The sequence below is a fragment of the Arthrobacter sp. NtRootA1 genome, from assembly GCF_019976975.1.
Taxonomy (GTDB): Bacteria; Actinomycetota; Actinomycetes; order Actinomycetales; family Micrococcaceae; genus Arthrobacter; species Arthrobacter aromaticivorans.
The window spans coordinates 226536-245394 of the sequence record NZ_AP024630.1 but is presented as its reverse complement, the minus strand read 5'-3'; the positions used below and the strand labels follow the sequence as shown (position 1 = coordinate 245394).

Here is an 18859-nt window from a genome sequence, read left to right as displayed (position 1 = left end):
CAGCACAAGACAGCAGAGGAGAAGAGGTGGCAGGCAAGCAGCAGGAGCGGGTGAATGTGGAAGGCCACGAGCTGACCCTCACCAACCTGGGCAAGATCATCTACCCCGAGACCGGGACAACCAAGGCCGAAGTCCTGGAGTACTACGCCGCGGTAGCGCCTTTCCTCATTCCTGCCGCCGCCAACAGGCCCGTCACACGCAAGCGCTGGGTCAACGGAGTGGGCACTGCCGAGCACCCGGGACAGGTGTTCTTCCAGAAGAACCTCGAAGACTCCGCACCCAAGTGGATCCCCCGCACAGCCATCCAGCACTCGGACCACACCAACGTCTACCCCATGGTCAACAACCTCGCCACGCTCACATGGATGGCACAGATAGCTTCCCTTGAGATCCACGTCCCCCAATGGCAGGTGGACGCTGAGGGTAATCCGCTCCGGCCTGACCGCTTCGTCCTGGATCTTGACCCCGGTCCCGGCGCAGGCTTGCCTGAGTGCGTTGAAGTGGCCAAACTTGCCCGCTCAATCCTGCAGGACATGGGCATGGAACCGGTCCCGGTGACCAGCGGCAGCAAGGGCATACACCTCTACACTGGGCTGGAGGGGACGCTGAAGTCCGAGCAGGTATCAGCCTTTGCCCACGAGCTGGCGCGTGCCCTAGAGTCCGACCATCCGGAGCTGGTGGTCAGCGACATGAAGAAGTCCCTCCGCCACGGCAAAGTGTTGGTGGACTGGAGCCAGAACAGCGGCAACAAGACCACCATCGTCCCGTACTCACTCCGGGGCAAAGCCCACCCTACGGTCGCGGCGCCCCGCACCTGGCGCGAACTCTCCTCGAGCACCCTGGACCATCTTGATTACACAGCGGTGATGAAGCGGGTCAAGACCGGCAAAGACCACTTCGCCCCTATCTCGTCACGGCACCTCCCGCCGCACGGGGAGTATACGGATGACGACGACGGCACTGGAGTCCGAAGCGGTTCGGCCACCCGCGAGCGCGTGGTGACCGTAGAGAACCGTCTCGCGAAATATGTGGGGATGCGCGATCCGGAGAAGACCCCGGAGCCGTTCCCGGCGTCGTCGGCTGCTTTTGCCTCGCCGACGTCCAAGGGCTCCTCCTCAGACCAGCCGAAGCCGGGCGACCCCGCGCAGCCGGGGGGAATTTTCGTCATCCAGGAGCATCACGCCCGGCGCTACCACCTGGACCTGCGTTTGGAGCGCAACGGCGTCCTTGCGTCCTGGGCTTTGCCGCGTGGTATCCCGGAGACGCCGGACCGGAACAACCTTGCCGTTCATACGGAAGACCATCCGATGGAATACGCGGACTTCGCTGGCGTCATTCCCAAAGGTGAATACGGAGCAGGGACCATGACCATTTGGGACCGTGGCGAGTACACGTGCGAGAAATGGCGGGACGGCAAGGAAGTGATCGCAACGCTGACGGGACAGCCAGGTGGTGGACTGCACGGGACCAAGCGTTTAGCACTGATCAATACCGGTGACCGTTGGCTGATCCACTTGATGAAGGAGCAACCAGGTGGACGGCTTCGCAAGGGCACGGCCAGCCCGTCGAACAAGGTCGCACCCGTCGGGGCATCAAAGCCAGCTGCACCCGAGCCAATGCCGAACTACACTCCCATGCTTGCCACGTCCGGCACCGTCGCCGACCTTCGCAGCGACGACTGGCTGTACGAACTGAAATGGGACGGAATCCGGGCCATCATCACCGGCACCGATGGCAGGATCCGCCTGATGAGTCGCAACGGCAACGATCTCACCGCCACCTACCCCGAACTAACGGACCGATCATGCTGGCCCGACGGCGATTTCGTGGCCGACGGTGAAATCGTGGCGCTTGGCAAGGGTTCACGGCCTGATTTTGGCCGCCTGCAGCTGCGGATGAACCTGGTGAAAACCGCAGACATTGAACGAGCCCGTGCGTCCGTTCCGGTGCAGCTCATGCTGTTCGACCTCCTGTACGACGGCGGCAGGGACTTGGGCGGCCTGCCTTTCCGTGAGCGTCGGGAACGGCTTTCGGCGTTTGCCGGACGCCTTCGCGCGGGCTGCCCCCTTCACCTTTCAGCCGTGTTGGACCACGACGTCGAAGACCTCATGACAAGCGCGGCTGAGCTCGGCTTGGAAGGCGTGATGGCGAAGAAAGCAGATAGCCGCTACGTGATCGGCCGGCGTAGCCGCTCGTGGATCAAACTCAAGCTGGAGCAGAGCCAGGAAGTGGTTGTGGGCGGCTGGCGTCCCGGGGCTGGTGCCCGGAACGGGACCTTTGGCTCGTTGCTGTTGGGCATTCCGGAGGGCGGGAAGTTGCACTACGTGGGTCGGGTGGGCACCGGGTTCAAAGAGTGGCAGCTGAGGGATGTCATGGAGAAACTGGAGCCCCGCCTGACTGCTGACTCCCCCTTCGCCGATATCCCCCGCGAGGACGCCGCAGGTGCCCGCTGGGTGGATCCGGAGCTGGTAGCAGAAGTGACCTTCGGAGAATGGACGGGCCCTGGCAGGCTACGGCATCCGGTGTGGCGTGGGTGGCGTCCTGACAAGTCCCCGGAAGACGTCAGCCAGCCCAACTAGGTCGCACTTGAGCGCGTTTTGAGAGCTCTAAACGCGCTGTGCTGCTACCTAGTTGGGCTGGCTACGGTAGGTGACGCGCTCAGGAGGAGTGCGGCATCTGCGGGCGGCTTGTCCGGTGGACCGCCGTCACGGCTGCGCCCTGGCCCATTCGCCCGTGGGCTTGATCGCGGTCCTTCGGGTGCCGGCGTTTACCGCTGCCGTCGGGCCAGTGCTGCTCCTGGTCCAAACCCAGAGATACGTCAATGCTTGCCGGTTCAGGCATGGGAGCCATGTCCATGGCCTCCACCAAGTGGCTGGCCACCTCGGGATCGATATTTTCGGCTTGATTGTTTGCAGTCATGGTTCTTCCTTTCCCTATGGAACGAAGGAATTTCAATACTAGGTGGGCCGAAGATGGTTGTCTGCAGGACTTAGCTGCGTCCTGGAATCACCAACGTACCTTCTTCTCCGTCTTGGCCTGCTTGCCGCTGGCGGACGTAGGTTTGTGGCCCTTGCCCGTGCTTTGCCAGCCAGCGGGGGCGCCGCCGCCGGACTTGCTGGCGAGCATCGCTTTCTGGGCATCAGTCAGTTTGGACTTGATGCCGCCGGAGGCGGACTTTGGACTTCCCGACGCAGCGGGCTCCGGGGTGTTGTTTTCGGAAGGATTGGCAGTCATATATTGGACTCCTCAGAGGTGTGAGTCCTGAAGAAGCACCAAAACCATGGCGTTTGCGGTTCGAGAAAAATGGCGTCGACAACGGGAACGGCATGGAGGCAGGGCCTCAACAGGCGTGGATTTTTGTCAGGTTAAACTCGGCTGTTCCGCTAAAGCAGAGGCCGGTCTACTCAAAAATCAGTGTTCCCATGCGTCATACCCTAACCAAGAATCGCCGCTTTTGTGAACCCCTCGGCTAGCATGGCACCCGTGACCTGGAGAATGTCCGTCGCCACCACCCTCCGCGATGCCGGATGCGTCTTCGCGGAAGACGAAGCGCAACTCCTCATCGAGGCCGCCACGAGTCCAGACCATTTGGACTTCATGGTGGATCAGCGCGTCAACGGGCTGCCCTTGGAACACATCCTCGGTTGGGTGGATTTCTGCGGGAGCCGCATGGTTGTTGAACCCGGCGTATTCGTTCCACGGCGTCGCACGGAGTTCCTGGTGCGTCAGGCGGCGACAATCGTACGGCCGGGTGGCGTCGTCGTCGATCTTTGCTGTGGCTCGGGGGCGATCGGTGCGGCACTCAGCGATCTTCTGGGGAGCTGCGAGCTCTACGCCGCTGACATCGATCCGGTCGCGGTGAGCTGCGCGCGCAAGAACGTCGAGCCCCGTGGAGGGCGCGTCTTCGAGGGCGATCTATACGCCGCGCTCCCCCTTGAGCTTCGTGGACGGGTGGACGTGGTGCTCGCCAATGCCCCGTACGTACCTACGGGTTCCATCGGCATGATGCCGCCTGAGGCGCGCCTGCATGAACCGATGGTGGCGCTCGACGGCGGTACTGACGGTTTGGATGTCCAACGCCGGCTTGCAGTTGGGGCCGGTGAGTGGCTGGCGCCCGGTGGGTGGGTTTTGGTCGAGACCTCCCGGCAGCAGGCTCCGGAGACGGCGGCGCTCCTGACTGGGGCGGGGCTGATGGCCCGCGTGCTGACCGATGAGGATCACGATGCCACCTTGGTGGTGGGGGCCGCAAGGAGCCACTGAACCGCGGCTTCGGGGCTGAACACCCGCTCGTCAGTCCGATGCTCCTACCCTAAACACACATCTGCGCGGGTTCTTTTGGCCGTAGAGGTCAGATTTCGCGGACACACAGAGACAGTGAAGGCGGCACCTTTTCGGGTGCAGGGCTTCACTATTTCAGGGAGTGTCGGCCACTCTTTTGCTGCTAATGGCAGCTTCCAGGATCTGTGGTGGAAGCAGTACATTCAGCCGCTCCCCGCAAAGCCGCGTCACTTAACGTCCCACCCTGCAGTCTTCGCCGCCTCCAACTCGGCAAATTCGGCAGTCATTGTTCGGTGCGCGATGACGTCAGGGCAAAACTCCGTTCCTCGATCAAGAGGCTCCTGGTTCGTTTCGGATACCCGCCGGACAAGCAGCCGGAAGCGATCAAGCTGGTGATGGAGCAGATGGAGTCTATGGCACCCCGGTTTGCGGAGGCTCGGCTTTAGCTCGAAGCCGAGTCCTAAGACTTCACAATAAAACGGCTGCCCGGCTTGACGGGGGCGTTGTCCATGCCTCCCTCAGCCGCTCTGGTGATTTCCTCGTCCGAAACCACGCCAGCGTGTGCGTTGCGATGTCTCCTGGCCGATACGCTGGAATCATCAGGCAAGAGCCTGCTGTGCCGTTAATGAACAAAAGACCCGAGTGCAATCGGGTCTTTGTTCAGCGCGGTGCGCTCATTGGTGCGGTCAGAGGGTCATATCCTCAAATCCGAACACTTTGAGTGTATGGCCCTATACACGTAGGGCGCAACGTTGTTGTGCCCATAGACACGTGCAGGCCGTGCCCTTTTCCTCTGGCAGGAGGTGCCGGCGTGGAATCCAAACGGAAACGTGAAGAACCATGGGGCGCCTGGAATCTGGCGGTCAACATCATCCGACTAGTCGTTGATGTCGTTCGCCTTTTCTGGCACAACATCCCCTAACCGGGAGCGGTGGCCATCGGCGCAATGCTGGTGGCCGCCGTCAATGCTCTTCGCGGCAGCTCCCAAACCATCAGCTTTTAGGCCTCAATCAGCCTCGTTAAGTGGCCTTAGCTAAACAATTTGGTAACAACGCGCTCCACGGGGCAAGATTCCGCGCCATTGCAGGGCAAGACCGGGCAAAAAGATGTAAGACAACTGGGCAAATTGCCCCTTCCACACCCCATAAATCGGATCTCAACTGGGGTTTGAGGGGCAAACCGCGTAAAATTGAACACCTGCCCGGAGCGGGGCAGCCAGAAGTCGCAAGCAAATGACCTCCCTAGGAGAAGCCCAAATGCCCATAGACCAAAGCAACACCGTCTCTCCGCCAGGCGCAAGGAACGCCAATGGAAACCCGGTTCCGGCCGCTACAACGGCCGCTGCCAACACTGTAAAGAACCCGAAGAAAACGAAGCTCCGCACCAAGCGCCGGTTGAAAGAATCCGACGTCAATGTTGTGGACCAGCCGATGCTGAAGAAAGCACTCGGCGGCACGATCGTCGGCAACACCATGGAATGGTACGACGTCGGCGTGTTCGGCTACCTCATCACCACCATGGGCCCCGTCTTCCTCCCGGAAGCGGACAAGTCCGTCCAGACACTCTTCCTTCTCGGCACCTTCGCCGCAACGTTTATCGCCCGCCCGCTTGGCGGCGTGGTCTTCGGCTGGCTCGGCGACAAAGTGGGCCGCCAGAAGGTGCTCGCAGCAACGCTGATGCTGATGGCGGCAAGCACGTTCGCCGTCGGGCTTTTGCCCGGTTACGCGCAGATCGGCATCTGGGCCGCCGCCCTGCTGGTGATCCTCAAGCTCGTCCAAGGCTTCTCCACCGGTGGTGAGTACGCCGGTGCTACGACCTTCGTGAGTGAATATGCCCCGGACAAGCGCCGCGGCTTCTTCGCCAGCTTCCTGGACATGGGCAGCTACATCGGTTTCGCCCTCGGCGCTGCACTGGTTTCGGTCCTGCAGCTCACGCTCGGCCAGGCAGCCATGGAGGAATGGGGCTGGAGGCTTCCGTTCCTGATCGCCGGTCCCCTGGGCCTCATCGCCGTGTACTTCCGTAGCAAGATCGAGGAGTCTCCGCAGTTCCAGGCCACCCTGGACGCCCAGGAAGCCATCGCCAAGGACGCCGCGGCACAAGATGCCAACGTCGCCAAGGGCCCGGTTGGCATTATCAAGGCCTACTGGCGCCAGATCGTGCTGGCCATGATTCTCGCCGCCGCAGCCAACACTGTGGGCTACGCGCTGACCTCCTACATGCCTACGTACCTCACGGATTCCAAGGGCTACGACCCCGTTCATGGCACCCTGCTGACCATTCCGGTCCTGGTGATAATGGCCGTGTGTATTCCGCTCACAGGTAAGCTGTCCGACCGCATCGGCCGCCGCCCAGTGCTGTGGATCGGCGCAGGCAGCACCATCGTGTTCTCCGTTCCTGCCTTCATGCTGATCGGCATCGGCGATATCTGGTCCACCCTTGCTGGCCTTGCGCTGATCGCGTTCCCGGTGACGTTCTACATTGCCAACCTGGCCTCGGCCCTCCCGGCACTGTTCCCGACGTCCAGCCGCTACGGCGGAATGGGCATCGCCTACAACTTCTCGGTGGCCATCTTCGGCGGAACCACGCCGTTCATCGTGCAGGGCCTCATTGAGGGCACCGGCGATGACATGATGCCTGCGTACTACCTGATGGCTACATCCATCGTGGGTGCCATTGCCATCTACTTCCTTCGTGAATCCGCCCAGCGTCCCCTGCCCGGTTCCATGCCCAGCGTGGACACTGCCGCCGAGGCCCGTGAACTCGTTGCCACCCAGGACACCAACCCGCTCATCAATCTGGACGAAATGCCTTTCGACGGCCAGCCCATTGACGATGACGTGTTCGGCCGGCGTGACAAGGACCTGACTCCGGCCTAGGAATCAGGTGCCTGCAACTTCTGCGCAGCGCTTTTCGATAGTTCGCGGCCACCCGCCGCCCATCGTAGCCACCAATCCCCAGGCGCTCTCCTTCGGATTGGTGGCTACGGCTGTTAAGACGCGATCCTGCCGCTAACCCCGTTCCCAGACCGCACCCGCGTTGTTGCCCAGCAACTTAATAGCGGCCTGGCAACGGGAATCCGAATCGGTCAGGATCCCAGCAACCCCTTGACCGCCTCGCCAATAATCCGCGCGCCCTCGGGAAATCCTCCCGGATTGGGGCCGGCGTAGTTGAGCCTTATGTACGGGCCTTCAGGTTCCGCAGGGAACCACTCCGTACCTGCGGCAATGAGGACCCCTGCTGCCTCGCAATCCTTGGTGAGCTGATCGACGTCGAACCCGTCCGGCATCCGCAGCCACAGGTTCAAGCCGCCTTTGGGCAGGTGGCTGAGGTGCGCCTCTGGAACGTGCTCGCGGATGCTGGTGACCAACAAGTCACGGCGCGACTGCAGCTGATGGCCCAGCCCTCGAAGATGCGTCTGCCAGCCAGGCTGAGTGACGACGTCGAGCGCTGCAGCCTGGAGCAGTCCGCTGACATACATCGATTCCGCAGCCTGCGCACCCATGATCCGTTCCCGCGCAGGACCACGGGCGATAATCGCTGCCACACGGATGGACGGCGAGACGCTCTTGGTCAACGAGCGGATGTACACCACGTGGCCGGAATCGTCCTTCGCGGCTAGCGGGACGGACTGCGCGGTGATACCAAAATCATGGGCCCAGTCGTCCTCCACAAGGAACGCTCCGTGCTGGCGGACAATCCGGAGGACCTCCTCGGCCCGTTCGGGAGACCATTGGGCACCCGTGGGGTTGGCAAAGTTGGGCTGGGCGTAGAACATCCGGGCCCCCGATTCCTCAAAAGCCCTCGCCAGCTCGTCAGGATCCGGCCCGTCGGGGCCGGACGGCACAGGAATGACGCGAACGCCGGCCTGGCCAGCGGCCAGCAGCGCACCCCAGTAGCTGGGCGACTCCACCAGCAGTGGCCGCCCATGCCCCACCAAGCCGCGAAAAATCGAGCTAAGTCCGCTCTGGCTGCCGGGAAGTACGACGACGTCGCTCGGCTGGGGCGGCGTGACGCCAACCGGCGTCGAGGTGCTGAGCTCGTGCGCGAACCATGATTGCAGCTCGGGAAGGCCTTGGGCCGGTGGCCGCGACAGCGCAGCGTCTCCGCGGGCAGCCCTGGTTAGCGCGGCCCGAACGAGCCGCTCGGGCAGGAGTTCCCGGTCCGGATAGCCGGAGTGGAATGCGATGACGTCGTTCGAAGCGCTGCGCATGGCGCCAGAGTTCAGCAGGCGTGGCGTTTGGGCCGCTCGGAGTGCAGCCGTCTGCCAGCCGTAATCGGAGGGCCTGGCGGTGCGGTAGGCCCGGACGAAGGTGCCAACGCCGGGGCGGCTTTCTATCAGGCCTTGGGCAGTGAGGGTTCGCAAGGCCTTCTGCACCGTGACAGGACTCGCCTGGTATTCGGCCACGAGTTGGCGGGTTGATGGCAGCTTGGCTCCCGGCGCGGCCGCTGCGATCCACTCTTTTAGTCGCGAGACAATCCGGGAACTGCTATCGTTATTCATGAGTCACAATAGTAGCGCTACTACACTTTCACGGCCAGTGGTATCCAAGCGGACGTCGACAGGCGTTTGGTGGGGCCTTCTTGGCGTTGTCGCATTCTCGTTCACGGTTCCCTTCACCCGCGTGGCCGTTGAAGGCTTATCCCCCCTGTTCATCGGCGCAGGCAGGGCCGTTGTTGCGGCCGGTCTCGCGGCACTGGCTTTGGGCCTGACCCGACAACGCTCTCCGCAAGGCTTTCAATGGGTTCGATTGGCTGTGGTAGCCAGTGGCATCGTTGCGGGCTTTCCCTTGCTGACAACATTCGCGTTGACGTCCACCACCGCAAGCCATGGAGCCATTGTGATCGCGCTACTGCCTGCGGCCACTGCAACGGTAGCGGTGATCCGGGGCCGTGAGCGTCCGCGGCTCCTGTTCTGGGTCCTGACTGCCGTAGGCGTTATTGCGGCGCTGGTCTTCGCTTTGGTTCAGTCCGGCGGTTTCGGTCAGCTTCATTGGGCTGATCTTCTGCTTCTCGGCGCCGTGATTGCGGCAGCCATAGGCTACGCGGAAGGAGGTCTGCTGGCGCGGGAACTCGGCCCCTGGCAGACAATCTCGTGGGCTCTGGTGGTTGCCTCCCCCGCCATGCTGCTGTTGACGTTGCTTTCACTGGGTTCCACAGTGCCCTCCGCTACGCCTAGCCAGTGGTTGTCCTTCGCTTACCTGGGCGTCGTGAGCATGTTCCTCGGGTTCTTCGCCTGGTACCACGGCCTGGCAATCGGACCCATGGCACAAGTCAGCCAGATCCAACTGGTCCAACCGATCATGACCATCGCGTGGGCAAGCCTGCTGTTGGGAGAGTCGATGACGTGGACCACCGCAATTGGCGGGCTTGCCGTGATCCTCTGCGCAGGGGCCGCTGTCCGCGTAAGGCTCAACCCGCCGTCGAATCCCTGACGCTCCCACGCCACCGCCCTGATCTCGTAGACTCGGCCCATGCCTGACGCAACTGTGGGTTCGATCCATCACCTTGAGATCTGGGTGCCGCACCTTGAACGGGCCCGGGAGGAGTGGGGCTGGCTCCTGGGCGAGCTTGGTTACAAGCCCTTCCAGGACTGGCCCACGGGCTGCAGTTGGAAGCTCAATGGCACGTACGTGGTGGTGGAAGGCACCGATGCCATCACCGGGACGGCCCACCGGCGCACGGATCCCGGGCTCAATCATGTCGCCTTCCATGCCGGCACCCGGGAAAATGTGGACCGGATTCGCGCGCTCGGGGCCGACGTCGGCTGGTACGAGATGTTCGAGTCGAAGTACCCGCACGCGGGCGGTCCGGATCACTACGCCGCGTATTTGATCAACACAGACAGCTACGAAGTTGAGCTGGTGGCTGAGTAGTAGCTACGTCGGCGGAACCACCGGACGCCACATGACCACTCGAGGCCAACGCGTCAGCCCCAACTCAGCTTCGTGCTCCATGAGCCTGGCCAGCTCCGGACCCCAACTGCCGGCGTCGAGCGTTTGGAACCCCAGCCGCCGGTAGTACGGCGCGTTCCACGGCACGTCGCGGAACGTGCTCAGCGTCTGGCGCTGCATGCCGTGCCCCCTGGCCCACACCCGTGCAGCATGCAACAGTTCGCGGCCGAGTCCTTGGTGCGCTTGATCCGGGTCCACGGTTACTTGCTCCACGTGCGCGTTGCCATCAACAATGTCCGTCAATAGATACGCCACGGGGTAGTCCAGTCCATCCGCCCACACCCAGGCACGCCCGGCAGCCACGTAGGTATTCATCTCGTCCAGGGAGAAGGGTTCGTCGTCCGCGATCTGATCCATGCCCAGATCCCGGAAAGCTTCCCCTGCTGCCCGCTCAATGTCCTGCAAACGCGGCAGATCGTCTGTTCGAGCTAGCCGGATCACCGTTTATCCAGTGCGGGAGGTGCCTGTCCGACGAGGAATCCATTGCGCGTTTCGATCAAGTCCTGCAGGTATCTGGCCAGAACCAGCTTCTCGAGCAGGCGGCCCAGCGGCCCGAACGGGGCAGCGAATTCCACGGTGTCCACCATCAGCGTCCCGCTGCCGTCCTGCCGGAACTCGTGCGTGTGGCGGAGGTACTTGAAAGGGCCGCGCACTTGCTCATCAGTGAACGACGCCGGTGCCTCCATGCGCGTGATGCGGCTGGTCATGCGGAAACGGACTCCGAGGTGCCACGCCTGCCATGTGACCTGCTCGCCTTCGGAAATCAGACCCGTGGTGACGCCGTCTATGGCCTTTTCCCTGCTTTTAGTCATTGACCCCACGTGGGCATCGATGTTTCGGGAAAGGTCGAACAGCTCCTGTGGCGACATGGCGGAGCGGGTTCGGCAGACAAAAGCTACGGGCATACCTTGATCTTCCCAGACTCTGCCGGGCAGCGCTCTTCTAGAGCTCATATGGGAGGTACTAAGGGAAGGGGTACTGCCAGTGCCTTGCTACGGGTTGTGACCCGGCTTATGGCGGCCACCCCTGCGCTCCTGATAATTTCCGATATTGAACCCTTCGCACGCGGCCTGAATGATTGGTGGTGTCTTCCCTGTCCCCCTTCATGGCGCATGCCCGGGAGCTCCACAAATTGGGGCCGGCTAACAACGACCGTCTCTCGGCAGTTCGGGTGGCCCTCAGTGTCGCAGTTCCGGGGCTGGTCCTGATTCTCCTAGGCCGTCCGGACCTGATGATGTATGCGGTGTTCGGCGCCCTCACTGGAATGTACGGACGCAACGAAACCCACCAACTGCGGCTCAAACACCAAGTCCAAGCTGCGCTTGTCCTGGTTGGCGGACTGAGCATTGGCACGTTTCTTTCCGTTAACCACATCCACTCCTGGTGGCTGGTGTTGGTGGCGACTCTCTTTGCCGGTGCGGGTTCCTTATATGCAGACGCGGTGCGTCTTAAACCGATAGGGCCGTTCTTCGGCATCCTCGCTCTGGGGGCCTGTGCGTCGGTCCACACCAGCGTTCCGTTCCTGACGGCGGTGCTGATCGGTACTGCTTCAGCGGCCTTTTCGATTCTGGTCGGATTCGCTGGCTGGCTGCGGCACCGAAAGTGGGAGCGGGGCGCTGCGCGCGATCTCCCCGTCCTCCGCGGACCCCTACGGCAATCCGCCCTCGTTCATGCGGCCCGCTACACTCTCGCTGTCGGTGCTGCCGGCGTGTGTGGAGTTCTGAGTGGTAGCGGCCATCCGCATTGGGCCATGGCCGCAGCCGCCGTGCCGTTGGCAGGCGCGGACCTCCCGAGCCGCGTCCACCGAGGTATCCACCGCATCGTGGGGACGTTCCTGGGGTTGGCGGTAGTCGCCGTCGTACTTTTCCCAAGTCCGTTGTCACCGCTGCAGTATTTCCCCGGCCATGCTGCAATCGTCCTGGCCATTGTGGTGGTCCTTTGCCAGTTCCCTACTGAGCTGTTCATGGCGCGGCACTACGGCTGGGCCATGGTGTTCTTCACGCCGGTGGTCCTGCTGATCGCCCAACTGGCGTCGCCCATGGATCCGGGTGTGCTGGTGATGGAGCGGGCGGTTGAGACGTTCGTTGGTGCGGTGATTGGAATCGCAGTAGCGGTGCTGGTCAGGGCACCTGTCATTGCGGTTCCTAGGGCTTCAGGGGCCGGCGCGGCGGGCCGGAAGTAAGCTTCGCCGGCAGGATACGCGCAAAGAAGCCAACCACTTTGTATCGACGCGTCGGGATGGAAACAGACTTGCCCTCGGCGTTGTCCTCCAGCCCCTCCCGCACCACGCGCTCGGCGGTGAGCCACAGGAATCGCGGCGCCACGGACTTATCCATGCCCATGCGGTCGTGGAATTCGGTGTGTGTGAACCCCGGGCACACCGCTGTGACCTGCACGCCCAACTTCCCATACGCAATATTCGCCCAACGGCTGAACGTCACCTGCCAGGCTTTGGCCGCCGAGTAGGTGCCCCTGTTGGCGAAGGCTGCGACGCTGGCAACGTTGACGATCCGGCCTTTCCCGCGAGGCAGCATGACTTCCAGCGCCGCGTGGCACAGCTCCATCGGTGTCTGAACGTGTAGGCGTAGATGCCGCTTTTCTTCCTCCAAATCGTTCTGCTCGAACGACTTCAAGAGTCCGATTCCGGCGTTGTTGACCAGGACGTCCACAGGTCGCGCAGCGTCCCGCAAGCGGTTGGCAACCAAGGAAACCCCGACGTCGGTGGTCAGGTCGGCGGACAGAACCTCCGCCGAGATACTAAAGTCGCGTTCGAATTCCTCAGCCTTTTCCTTGAGGCGTTCTTCATCGCGGGCTACCAGGACGAGGTGGTGCCCGGCTTCGGCGAGCTGGCGCGCGAATTCTGCACCGAGCCCAGCCGTGGCACCGGTGACCAGGGCGGTGAGTTCATTGGCTCGAGTCGTCATGCGCCTAGACTATGCGCTGAATGCTTCTGGCGCCCCTGTCTGTTCGTCAGAGGTCGCGTGCTCTTCGTCAGAGGGTCGCGTGCGTGGCTTGGTGGCAATGACGGCCAGCACTATCGATCCGGTGATGCCCAGGATCCACCAGGGGAATCCGGGATCTGTTGTAGTTGACGGCAGCGTGCGGGGTCCGTCAGCGCTGGTAGGTGCAGTGGTCCGTTCACCGCGGACCAGGAGTCGGTGGCTGTTGATGCCTTTGGGTGTGCAGGTAATGAGGGTGAGGTAATCCTTGCCCTCAACTTTGCGCAAAGCCTCAGTTTGGTCTGGCAGGACCGTAAGGATTTGGTCCACCTTGTAATAGAGAGTTTCGTCAAGCACGTTGATGCTGAAGACGTCGCCTTCATGGACTTTGTCCAGGTCGTCGAAAAGAGTGGCGTTGACGAATCCTGAGTGGGCACTCAAGACACTGTGAGTGCCTTTGCCGCCCACCGGAAGCGCCGACCCGAAGAGGTGGCCCGCGCCTTTGGAGAGGGTGTCCTCGTCCGTGCCATGGAAAATGGGCAAATCCGCATGGATGGAGGGAATGCTGATACGGCCCATCATTCCTCCAGGCCCGACAGCCAGCATCTTCTTGTAAGCCTCGGAGCCGGCACCGATGGTTGTTTGTTCGCCTGCTTCGTTCAAGGAGTAAGGGTCCCGGAGGGGGCCTGAGGGCAGTTCTTCATTGAACTCCCGTGCCTGGTCCAGTAGGGACTTCTTCGCGGAGGGGTTCATGGTCTGGACAGAATCCACGTAGCCGCTGATCTCGGTGGCATGGACCCGATCCGAGAACCAGGCTGCGGCCGTGGGATAAAGCAGGATTCCGACGCCGATGACCGCCACCAACACGATCAGGAGCCGTTGCCGGCTCCAGGGTCCGGTCAGATGCCGGAGGCGACGGGTGCGGGTTGGTGCCTGTGTCATCAAAATCCTGTGGCTGGGGTGAGTCGGTTGCGACGTCTGCAAAGGGGAATGCAAGTGGGGAAGAGCGCGTGGTTGGCGTTCTTCCCCACTTGGGGTTGCTGCGGGGGCCGCGGGTAGCGGCGCCCGTAGTGTTGTGTACCGGTTGGTGGTGTTTACCGGTGGTGGTGCTGGTTGTTGTTGGTGTTAGTTGTTGCTGGTGCGGCGGTTGCGGACGAACATCAGGGCTGCGCCGGCGACGAGGAGGGCACCGGCTGCGTAGAGGATGCCGGTTCCGACGCCACCGGTCAGGGGCAGTTCGAAGCCGCTGTTGGAGGGGATGTTCTTTACTTGCAGGTCGATCCCGACCGCGGTGGTGGTGCTGTTGATCAGGAAGGGCACCGGCTCGGCGAGCAGTTCATAGCCTGCCGGGGCGGTGGTTTCCACGAGGTAGTACGTGCGGTAGTCCGGGCTTCCGGGTGCCACGGCTGCGCCGTTGGCCCAGTCCGAGTACCGCAGTCCCGAGATCGTGAGCGTGCCGTCAGCGGCGACGGTGAAGACCGTCTGGCCGTTGAGGTCTACAGGGTTCGTTCCAGCCTGTGCGTCGGCTTCGTTGGTGTAGACGGAGAACGCGGCACCGGCCAGGGCTGCACCGTTTTCGTTGACCTTCTGCAGGGTCATTTCGCCCCACTTGGTCACGACCGGGGGCGTGACGATCGGGCCGCCGGGCTGGCCCGGTGCGATGGTGAAGCTGGCAGCGTTCGGGTAAACGAGGGCTTCGTTTTCGATTTCACCGATGGTGTTGACCGTGGTGTTCACGATGACCTGCACGCGGGTGTCGGTGTGTGCTGCCAGTTTGGCAAGACCGGCGTCGGTGAAGATGACCGAGACGGTGTTGGTCGCGGCGTCGAAGGTCACGGTGTAGTCCGTGCCCGCCGTGAGGGGGGTGCCGTCAACGAGGGTCGCGGACGCGCCGATGTAGGTCAGTTTCTGGTCCAGGACGTCCACGATCTTGTAACCATCGATGGCGGTTTCGTTGGGGATGTCACCGGTGATGGTGAAGTCGATCTGGTCCCCGAGCTTGACGTCCGGGGCGTCCGTGACGGTCTTTTCAGCACCCGTGATGGAGTTCTTCGGGTAGACGTGGACGTCGTAGATCCAGTTGTCTTTGTTATCCGGGTCCGTCAACGGCACGGAGACCAGGAACGGGGCCGAGGGTGTCACACCGGCGGGGTAGTTCGTTTCCGTCACCAGGTACAGGCCCACCGGCAGTCCGGTGAAACCGGCGGTCCCGGCAGTATCGGTGGTCTTCGCCTGGGCGGTGCCCAGGGTGTACCCGGCGCCGATGATCGAGGCTTCGGCGTTGGCCGGGTCGAAGACGCTGGAGAGGTTGTGCGCCGCGTCCCAGCCTGCGTTGGTGGACAGGTCAATGGTGTTGACCTGCTCGATGGTGAACTCGACACCGGCCAACGCTGTCAGGTCGGTGGTGTCCACGGACGTGCCGTTGTTCGGCAGGCCCGTGGGAGTGGCGGGACGTTCGAACTTGTGGACCGTGATGGAACCGGTCGTGTCCCCGTCAACCAGGGGCGCGGCCGAAGCCGGGGCCACGGAGAAGGACATCGCCAACACCGCCCCGGCGATCGTAGCGGCGGCGGTCTTCCAAAGCCGCCCGGAATTATGATGACTCACTGTTTTTCCTCTTTCATAGTGATGGTGCTGATGCTCGGAAATGAACATGTGGTACCGCGGCCGCGCAGGAGCGCTGTGACCGCGGAGATCTGGATGGACTGCCCTAGATGGACTGTTGCCTCCGGCGGCCCTGTATTGCCACGGCCAGGGCGCCCAGCAGCAGGGCTGATCCTGCGGTGGTGAACGGCCACCAGCCAATGCCGCCGGACTCCGGAAGCTTCAGGGCCGGCACGTCCCGGACCGTCAGGAGGTAGATCCCGTCACCATCTGCATCCGTGGAGCTCACTACCCCGCCACCGGAGCCCTGCCCCGCGGAGCCCTGCCCCAGTGAGCCCTGTCCCAGGGTCACGGCCCCGTTGGTGGCGATGGTGAACTGGACCGGTTCGGCAAGGAGGCTGAAGCCAGCCGGGGCAGCGGTTTCTTCGAGCCAGTACGTTCCGGGCTGGATTCCTTCAATCTGGAACCGGCCGGTTTGTCCCGTCACTGCGGTAACGGCCGGACTGGCCAGGACAGCTCCCGGCGCGCCGCCGCTATCGGCGTGTACCGCCCAGGCGGAGCCGGCCATCGGGACCCACGTACCGCCGGAGGACTCCCCGGTCTTCTCGATCAGCACTTTCGCCGGCGTCCGGTGGGTGGTGGTGCAATCAGGACCCGGCGCCCCGCCGGAGCTTGGTGCACAGGTCAGCGGTGGGGTCGTGGTGGAAGTGCCCGTCACCACGTTCACCAGCTGCGCGTTCCACGCACCGGCGTTGACCACCACGCTGTACGTCAACGTGGCCGTCTGCCCGGCCGGCAAGGTAAACGGCGCAGTGATCAACATGGTGGACGGCGCCACCGGATTCGCGACAGCCACGGGTGATCCCGTTCCAATTGTCAGGGTCGCGGAACCGGACACGAACGTCGCATCATCGAGCACGTTGCCCAGGTCATCCTTCAAAACAACTCCCGCGATGGATCCGCTGGTGCTGGTTGCGGTGACGGTGTACACGATGGTTTGGCCCGGGCTGACGGACTGGTCCGCGGGAACTGTCCCGTTGACCGTGGCAGTCTTCTTGACGGTCCAGGCAGGCGGCGCTGTTACTTGGGCATCGTCTGTTGCGGTGACCGGAGTGCCCAGTGGTGGGTTGCCCGTGACTTTTGCCGTATTTGTCAGCAGGCCGGTAGTGACGTCGGTTTGGGTTACAACATACGTGGCGGTGGCTGTCACCGACTGGCCAGGTAATAGGATGCCGGGAAGTCCGGGCCAGCTGTACGAGAGCGCCGACATGGTGCCGCTGCCGGAGAACTGCGTCTCGGTGATGGCCACGCCGGACAAGGTCACGTTTCCCGTGTTCTTCGCCACGAACGTGTACGTGGCCGTTTCACCGGCGACTAGGGTGGTCTTGTCCACCGTCTTTACCAGCGTGATGGCCGGAGCAGCCGGTGGAGCAACAGTGAAAAGGTAATCTTCCACTTCGCCCGAGTCCGATGCACCCACGGGCGACTGGATCTGGGTCGCGGTGTAACCGATCCGGAACCGGGAGTAAGTTGTCCCTGCAGTTATCCCGGCGGGCAGGCTGGCCCACATGAGGGTGGCCGTTGTGGCTCCGGCCGCAAATGTTGAGCAAGCGCGTTCGGCCGGGTTGTCGAAGATTCCGTCCTTATCGACGTCAATCCATCCGCAAACTGTCCCTGCCTTACTGGCCCCGTTGATGGAAACGTTCGTCGAATAGCTTGTTGCGCCCGCGTTGAGGGGGGTGAGCAGTACTCCATCGTCCAATAGGTCAAGAGCGGCCGTTGGGCTGGCATTAGGTGAGGCAGTGCCATTTGCCACCGTGGCGTTGTCCTCGGTTACGTTCGGGCCGAGGGTGACATCTGAGAGTACAGACCGGGCTGCGTTGCTTTGATCGTACGAGGCCGGCGCATCCCCGAAGTCCTGCGGCACGGTCATGGTGATGACATAGTTGTCCTGGTTGTGCAACGGTTCTTGGATATCGTTGATGGTGTACGGTGGCAGCGAGTTGGTGGTCTGCACGAAGACTGCACTGATGTCGAAGGTCAGCGTAGTGACGATGCCGTTGATCCGCACTGAACCACAGCCAGCCGTTGTCTGCGCATCTACCGGATCCGGAGAATCGTTCTGGACGTTCGTTGTGCAAGACGTTCCGGCGTTGGGATTGCTGGTGGTGATGGCGTTACCTGACACAGCCAAGTTGTTGCCGGAAAGTTTGGTCATGCTCAACCCTGCGGTTGCAAGGTTGAGCACCGCGTGCACCTGGGACTGTGCGTCTACAGGGGATTTCTTGTCCGCGGAATGGTAGACAAACCCTCCAAGCCCGGAGATATTGAGAACCGGGTTCCGGACGGGCTGGCTGAAAGCAATGCTGACAGTGCCCAGCCCGGAGCACGGGCCGGTAGCGGCGCAGTTGTTGGTCGCATGGGTGGCGAATTCAACACCTGTGGCCGATCCGGCTATGGCCGGAGTGTAGTCGCCGACAGCTAGGCCGCGGCTGTCCATGGTGGTCCCGCCTACCATGTATGTCAGCCCGGACCGGTCATAGGTGGTCACCAGCCCGGAACCAGGCATTGTGAGGGTAGCGGTGGTGTTGGATACGCTTGCGCCTGCGGTTGCCACTTGATAGGCCTGAGCTGGGGATCCAAAGCCTAGCGCACCGACCGACAGCGTCCCAAGGAGCACCATCAACGCAACCCAAAAGGCCCCCGCTTTCCTAAGTGGATACTTCAAGGAGCTTCCTTCCACGAACACAGAGAGATCGGCCGACCGCAGGCCGACGCGCAAACATTGGGACAAGCAGAGGCCCGTCCAATCCGCGCTCTGCAGGGAAGACCTCCACACATCAAGTAGGGAAGGTCCAAGGATCGTGTTGCGAAAATCAAAAGATTCTTGAGAGCCGGCTCTCAGCTGGTTCCGGTAGGGCTTCGAGAAGTTGGTTGCAGGCAGTCGTTAGTAGCTGGTTTTGCCTCCATCTACTGGAAGGTCCACTTTTAAGCCCATAAGTGATTAGTGCACGCTCCTGGCAGATCGTGTCGCGAAAATTCCGAGAAATTGCCCCTGTAGTCCTAAGGACCCTGCGATTCAAGTCA

At 62.4% G+C, this 18859-nt stretch carries 16 protein-coding genes; 7 read left to right on the top strand and 9 right to left on the bottom strand.

Going from position 1 to position 18859, the window contains the following annotated elements; all coding sequences use genetic code 11:
• Nucleotides 1–26 precede the first annotated feature (26 nt).
• Complete coding sequence (locus tag LDN90_RS01180) at nt 27–2579, top strand: ATP-dependent DNA ligase (RefSeq protein WP_223947597.1); 2553 nt, start codon at nt 27–29, stop codon at nt 2577–2579.
• A gap of 79 nt (nt 2580–2658) precedes the next feature.
• Here LDN90_RS01180 and LDN90_RS01175 read toward each other — a convergent pair whose 3' ends face one another.
• Both LDN90_RS01175 and LDN90_RS01170 read right to left on the bottom strand, forming a co-directional pair.
• Entirely contained in the window at nt 2659–2919 is a 261-nt protein-coding gene (locus LDN90_RS01175; RefSeq protein WP_223947596.1) for a hypothetical protein, read from the bottom strand.
• 87 nt (nt 2920–3006) lie between these two features.
• Nucleotides 3007–3234 (bottom strand): hypothetical protein, encoded by a 228-nt coding sequence (locus LDN90_RS01170; RefSeq protein ID WP_223947595.1) that lies wholly within the window; start codon nt 3232–3234, stop codon nt 3007–3009.
• A 240-nt stretch (nt 3235–3474) separates the two neighbouring features.
• On the opposite strand from LDN90_RS01170, the gene LDN90_RS01165 reads away from it, so the two are divergent.
• The 3 genes from LDN90_RS01165 (at nt 3475) to LDN90_RS01155 (ending at nt 7154) form a co-directional block, all read left to right on the top strand.
• Complete coding sequence (locus LDN90_RS01165; protein WP_223949213.1) at nt 3475–4260, top strand: putative protein N(5)-glutamine methyltransferase; 786 nt, start codon at nt 3475–3477, stop codon at nt 4258–4260.
• Nucleotides 4261–4466: 206 nt separating this feature from the next.
• The gene (locus tag LDN90_RS01160) at nt 4467–4724 is read left to right on the top strand and encodes a type I restriction enzyme endonuclease domain-containing protein (RefSeq protein WP_223947594.1); all 258 of its coding nucleotides are present in this window, start codon (nt 4467–4469) and stop codon (nt 4722–4724) included.
• Nucleotides 4725–5534: 810 nt separating this feature from the next.
• Complete coding sequence (locus tag LDN90_RS01155) at nt 5535–7154, top strand: MFS transporter (RefSeq protein ID WP_223947593.1); 1620 nt, start codon at nt 5535–5537, stop codon at nt 7152–7154.
• A 209-nt stretch (nt 7155–7363) separates the two neighbouring features.
• On the opposite strand, the gene LDN90_RS01150 is transcribed toward LDN90_RS01155, so the two are convergent.
• Complete coding sequence (locus LDN90_RS01150) at nt 7364–8779, bottom strand: PLP-dependent aminotransferase family protein (RefSeq protein ID WP_223947592.1); 1416 nt, start codon at nt 8777–8779, stop codon at nt 7364–7366.
• Here LDN90_RS01150 and LDN90_RS01145 point away from each other — a divergent pair.
• Nucleotides 8778–9710 carry a DMT family transporter gene (locus LDN90_RS01145; protein WP_223947591.1) on the top strand — a complete coding sequence of 311 codons (933 nt, stop codon included), beginning with the start codon at nt 8778–8780 and terminating at the stop codon, nt 9708–9710. The genes LDN90_RS01150 and LDN90_RS01145 overlap by 2 nt on opposite strands.
• 39 nt (nt 9711–9749) lie before the next feature.
• On the top strand, nt 9750–10151 hold the full coding sequence (locus tag LDN90_RS01140) for a VOC family protein (protein ID WP_223947590.1): 402 nt from the start codon (nt 9750–9752) through the stop codon (nt 10149–10151).
• Nucleotides 10152–10154: 3 nt separating this feature from the next.
• Here LDN90_RS01140 and LDN90_RS01135 read toward each other — a convergent pair whose 3' ends face one another.
• A complete protein-coding gene (locus LDN90_RS01135; protein WP_223947589.1) occupies nt 10155–10586 on the bottom strand; it encodes a GNAT family N-acetyltransferase in 432 nt (143 codons plus the stop codon).
• 80 nt (nt 10587–10666) lie between these two features.
• A complete protein-coding gene (locus LDN90_RS01130) occupies nt 10667–11134 on the bottom strand; it encodes an SRPBCC family protein (protein WP_216922564.1) in 468 nt (155 codons plus the stop codon).
• Between the two features lie 200 nt (nt 11135–11334).
• Between LDN90_RS01130 and LDN90_RS01125 the strand changes: the two genes are divergently transcribed.
• Nucleotides 11335–12411, top strand: a complete 1077-nt coding sequence (locus LDN90_RS01125; protein ID WP_223949212.1) for an FUSC family protein — start codon at nt 11335–11337, stop codon at nt 12409–12411.
• Here the strand turns inward: LDN90_RS01125 and LDN90_RS01120 are convergent.
• The 4 genes from LDN90_RS01120 to LDN90_RS01105 all read right to left on the bottom strand — a co-directional run bounded on the left by LDN90_RS01120 (nt 12374) and on the right by LDN90_RS01105 (nt 18389).
• A complete protein-coding gene (locus tag LDN90_RS01120) occupies nt 12374–13153 on the bottom strand; it encodes an SDR family NAD(P)-dependent oxidoreductase (protein WP_223947588.1) in 780 nt (259 codons plus the stop codon). The genes LDN90_RS01125 and LDN90_RS01120 overlap by 38 nt on opposite strands.
• Before the next feature lie 9 nt (nt 13154–13162).
• A complete protein-coding gene (locus LDN90_RS01115; protein WP_223947587.1) occupies nt 13163–14110 on the bottom strand; it encodes a class C sortase in 948 nt (315 codons plus the stop codon).
• A gap of 183 nt (nt 14111–14293) precedes the next feature.
• Nucleotides 14294–15775 carry a SpaH/EbpB family LPXTG-anchored major pilin gene (locus LDN90_RS01110; RefSeq protein ID WP_223947586.1) on the bottom strand — a complete coding sequence of 494 codons (1482 nt, stop codon included), beginning with the start codon at nt 15773–15775 and terminating at the stop codon, nt 14294–14296.
• 103 nt (nt 15776–15878) lie between these two features.
• Nucleotides 15879–18389 (bottom strand): SpaA isopeptide-forming pilin-related protein, encoded by a 2511-nt coding sequence (locus LDN90_RS01105; protein ID WP_223947585.1) that lies wholly within the window; start codon nt 18387–18389, stop codon nt 15879–15881.
• Nucleotides 18390–18859 lie beyond the last annotated feature (470 nt).